This window comes from Marinococcus salis (assembly GCF_054971365.1).
The window spans coordinates 1-3,948 of the sequence record NZ_JBQOJB010000038.1 but is presented as its reverse complement, the minus strand read 5'-3'; the positions used below and the strand labels follow the sequence as shown (position 1 = coordinate 3,948).

Genomic DNA, 3,948 nt, shown 5'->3' with positions numbered 1-3,948 from the left:
ATTTCATGGGTATACTCGCATCCGAATGGAGTAACTAATTTAGAAAACCCCGGAAGTTAAATATTTTAACTTCCGGGGTTTTTTCTCTCAATTTAACTAGAAAAATATCCATTGGCTTATCAGAAGCAAAGGCACAGCAATTCCACTCGTGGCTAATCCATACTTGAACGCATCTCCCCAATAGGATGCCATCGCTCCCTTTTTCGCTTTAGAGACTAGGTCCCTGCTGTCTCGCTGCGCGTTTTGCACGACTTTGTTGAGTCCGCTCTGCATGTCGTTCGTGCTTGTCCTGATCTCGTTGTTCAGCGCGTTCAGCCTGTTTTGCATGTTCTGGTCCAGTTCGTCCAGTTTGGCCAGGGTTCGATGATTGTTCTTTTCGATCGTATCCTCTCCGGTCCTCAACACGCTCCGCAAGTGCTCGTCGTTTGCGCTCAACATCTTTTCTTGCTTCTGCAGCATGGATTCCATTTGCTGATGGACTTTGACCGATGTGGTTCGAATCTTTTCGAGGTGATGATCGACGGATAGGCTCGTTGCTCCGTCCTCGTTCATCTGCACGCGAATGTAACTCCGCATCAGTTCGTTGAGTTCCCTGGTCTCTTTCAAGAGTTCCTCCATGCTTCTGTTCTGCTCCAGCTTGTCGTTCAAAGCCACGTTCCAATTCCTCCTTTTGATACGCTGCGCCCAATTTATTTCCTCGTACCGCCTGTTTCCGGTCCGGGTGCTTATAACTTAATGTGGCTCCCCGGAGTCTTGTCTCGATCTCATATTCCTTGGCTAGATGCTCCCGCAATTCGGCTATATTGCCCGTCTGCTTTTTGGCTTGATCGACCGCCTGACGGATCTCGTCTTTCCAGCTCGGCTCGCCCTTCGTCAGTAATTCCTGTTCGGCTAACGTATGCCGGACCTCTGCCTGCTTTTCCGGTACGGAGAGCCCCCGGTTTCGACAAATCTCATCGTTCATCTGCTGGGTTCGCTGAATCGCTGCTTGGCCATGCGCTTGATACTTGGCTCCCGTTTCCGCATGAACGGCATTGATGACCACATGATTGTGCGTATGTTGCCGGTCCGTATGCGTATAGATCATGCATTCATGCCCCGGAGCGATGGTTTCCGCCAGCTCTCTTCCCACCTCATTGGCTTCTCTCGGGCTGACCTCGCCCGGCTCGAAGGATTGAATGACCGTATGCGCCTGGATGCCCTGGTTCTTGCCATGAAGCTCTCTCGTCGCCTTCATTTGCGCTTGGGCGACTTTGGGAAGACAATCCACCCCGGAAGCCACTTCCGCTTTCTTCTCGGCATAGCTGAGGGCTTTATTCGCTGTCTTGGTTGTGCCTAGCTTAACTGTTGCCATACCCGACTCAGCTCCTCCTGCACCCGCTGCAGGTTCTCCTCCAGCCGTTCCACATCGTTCTCTTCCAATGCTTCTCCCTGTCGCTGGTTGCACCAGCGAGCAATCTGATTCACATTCTTCCCAATATCTCGTAGTTCCCTGCTCAACTGCATGCCCGTTTCCTTCTCGAATTTCGGCGTCACCAGCTTCATTCCCTGTGCCTTCTTTTTCACCAAAGCTGGCACGCTCATGCTCAAGGTTTCCGCCGACTGCTCCAACTTGAGATACTCGCCTTCCGTTACTCGAAAACTGATCTGCTTGGCTTCCTTCCGACCTCGCTTTTGCTCGTCGTCGTTCGCCTGCATCTGGTTTTCATCATAACTCTCACCCATACTTCGCACCTCCAAATATTCCAGCAAATGGTTCGACTCTGTCTCTCCATTTTACTGTCATAATTACGGTTTGGCAAGCTCTATATTTGCTAGCCACTTCGTGGCGCAAATAAGCCCTTGCTGAGGGGGAACGCTCCGCTTATCCCCCTCAAACTCCCCCTTCAACACCTGTCGATATGGCTAGCATAAAGCTATCCAAATTTCTAAGATATTCTTCTTTTTTCTCACGAAAAAAGGCTATCTTATTGCTAGCCAAAATCTTCAAAGACAAACCGCACCTTTTTGAAAAAAGGCGCACCCAAAAACTTCCCCTCGCCGGTAGGCGAAGCAAAAGAATGGCTTCTTTTGCTAGCACCAAGAGGGTGCAAACCGTCCGAGCTTGTCCATTCCTTAATGCTCCATTGGCTATCGCCAAAGTCCGCTTATCATGGACAAGCAACCAGCAGGCGGTTTTCTCCTTCATACAACGCCCTCACAGCTTCTCTGATCGCTGCTAAGGGCCAGACCCTATTTATCCCTGTTTCTCTATGCAAAATCGCTCACAGACGCTCAGAGAAGCTCCCAGTGTCTGATCTTCGTCAACGGTACCGGACCGGAGGGAGGATAAGGAGTTGACGAAGCCCCAGGTCTTCAAGCTGGCATGACCGAAGGGAATGGAAGGGGCGGTTTCCCCCGTACCATTCCTTTCGGCATCTGAGCGATAGCGTAGCCCCCAATTGCAATTGGGGGTTGGGGGTTAAAATCTTTGCGATCCAACGGGCTTCCGTTGGTCGGCGTGTGGGCTCGAAAGCCCACGAATGTAACTTTGATTTTCGCTGTTACGTTATAGAAAACCAACCTTGTTTAAGATAAAGAAGGGGGAAATACTATAAATACTGATTTTAAAGGGTTTTTATATAAATCATGTTGCATGAGCTGTGCAACATCTATGTTGCATGAGCTGTGCAACATCATGCAACTTGATTAACTTTTAATGAAACATAAGGTTGCAAAAATGAACGGTATTATGTATCATTAATGCAACTAGATGATGCATCATTGGAGGTGATTATTTATGCAGAAAAACGACGAGAAAGTAACATTAGAATTAACTAAAGAAGAATTTCATAGGGTTCAAAAATTATTAGAAATGCAAGAAAAAGAAGAAGACGAACAAGAAAAAAGAGAAGAAGACAAAAAGAATATTAATTTTGTTCAACTCTACAAAGACCACATGCCAGAAGTTCGCTGGCTAATGAACAATCATGCTTTTGCCAGTAGTTTGTTATTTTTTATCTTAGAACACATGGACAATAGGAATGCTCTAGCTTGTTCATATAATGTTTTTGAAGATTATTTCAGTAAACACAGATCGACTATTTATAGAAACTTAAAAACCTTACAAGAAAATGGATTTTTAGATATCTATCAAATGGGTTCTAGTAATGTTTACGTTATTAATCATGATCTCGCTTGGACCAGTTATAATACCAACAAAAAATACGCCAAATATGACGGCAAGATTCTTATCAGCAAAAAAGAAAATAAAGATTATGAGTATCGGAATCAGTTTGATCGTTTGAAATCCTTGAAAGAACGAGAAAACCTTTAAACGTCATGTTCAATAGACCGAACATATATGTTCAGTAAAGCCATCTTTTAAAAATTTACTAGTTTACAGAGGTGTATCAAACAATGACCAATAAACCTATCTCATTACGGGCATTTGAAACAAAAGATATTCGAGAACTCCATCATTGGTTTAATGATCCAGTTTCACTACTGACAGTTGGCAGGACCCCATTAACATATGAACAGACAGTAAATCATGTTGAACAAAAAAGACAAAATAATGATCTTATATTAGCGATTGAAGATAAAGATTCTATGCTTGTTGGATGGATATTCCTTCAAAATATTGAATATGAACATGGCAGAGCTAGCTTAGGTATCCTTCTTGCTCCGCAGGCTAGAGGTCAAGGGATAGGCAAATATGCAATAGAAGAAGTACTAAATATTGGATTTAATCAACTTCGATTAAATAGAATTTATTTAACAACTAGAGGAACCAATGAACAAGCTTATGGTTTATACAAAAAAATTGGTTTTGCGATAGAAGGAGAACTAAGAAACCATACTTACATCGATGGACAATATTACAATACATATTTCATGGGTATACTCGCATCCGAATGGAGTAACTAATTTAGAAAACCCCGGAAGTTAAATATTTTAACTTCCGGG

Annotated in this window: 5 protein-coding genes; 2 read left to right on the top strand and 3 right to left on the bottom strand. The window is 44.2% G+C overall.

The window, feature by feature from the left end:
• Positions 1 to 208: 208 nt before the first annotated feature.
• The 3 genes from ACTTK6_RS15690 to ACTTK6_RS15680 form a co-directional block, all read right to left on the bottom strand.
• Positions 209 to 1,447, bottom strand: a complete 1,239-nt coding sequence (locus ACTTK6_RS15690; protein ID WP_462833937.1) for a relaxase/mobilization nuclease domain-containing protein — start codon at positions 1,445 to 1,447, stop codon at positions 209 to 211.
• On the bottom strand, positions 1,336 to 1,725 hold the full coding sequence (locus ACTTK6_RS15685) for a MobC family plasmid mobilization relaxosome protein (RefSeq protein WP_462833936.1): 390 nt from the start codon (positions 1,723 to 1,725) through the stop codon (positions 1,336 to 1,338). Before ACTTK6_RS15685 ends, ACTTK6_RS15690 begins: the two co-directional genes overlap by 112 nt.
• 148 nt (positions 1,726 to 1,873) lie before the next feature.
• Positions 1,874 to 2,188 (bottom strand): hypothetical protein, encoded by a 315-nt coding sequence (locus ACTTK6_RS15680; RefSeq protein WP_462833935.1) that lies wholly within the window; start codon positions 2,186 to 2,188, stop codon positions 1,874 to 1,876.
• A gap of 591 nt (positions 2,189 to 2,779) precedes the next feature.
• On the opposite strand from ACTTK6_RS15680, the gene ACTTK6_RS15675 reads away from it, so the two are divergent.
• On the top strand, positions 2,780 to 3,316 hold the full coding sequence (locus ACTTK6_RS15675; protein ID WP_462833934.1) for a replication/maintenance protein RepL: 537 nt from the start codon (positions 2,780 to 2,782) through the stop codon (positions 3,314 to 3,316).
• Positions 3,317 to 3,399: 83 nt separating this feature from the next.
• Complete coding sequence (locus tag ACTTK6_RS15670; RefSeq protein ID WP_462833933.1) at positions 3,400 to 3,909, top strand: GNAT family N-acetyltransferase; 510 nt, start codon at positions 3,400 to 3,402, stop codon at positions 3,907 to 3,909.
• The last annotated feature ends 39 nt before the right edge of the window (positions 3,910 to 3,948 follow it).

What these genes read in the sequence shown, in the direction of transcription:
- ACTTK6_RS15675 (WP_462833934.1), top strand. Translation starts at nt 2,780, where the DNA reads ATGCAGAAAAACGACGAGAAAGTAACATTAGAATTAACTAAAGAAGAA.
- ACTTK6_RS15685 (WP_462833936.1), bottom strand. Translation starts at nt 1,725, where the DNA reads ATGGGTGAGAGTTATGATGAAAACCAGATGCAGGCGAACGACGACGAG.
- ACTTK6_RS15670 (WP_462833933.1), top strand. Translation starts at nt 3,400, where the DNA reads ATGACCAATAAACCTATCTCATTACGGGCATTTGAAACAAAAGATATT.
- ACTTK6_RS15680 (WP_462833935.1), bottom strand. Translation starts at nt 2,188, where the DNA reads ATGAAGGAGAAAACCGCCTGCTGGTTGCTTGTCCATGATAAGCGGACT.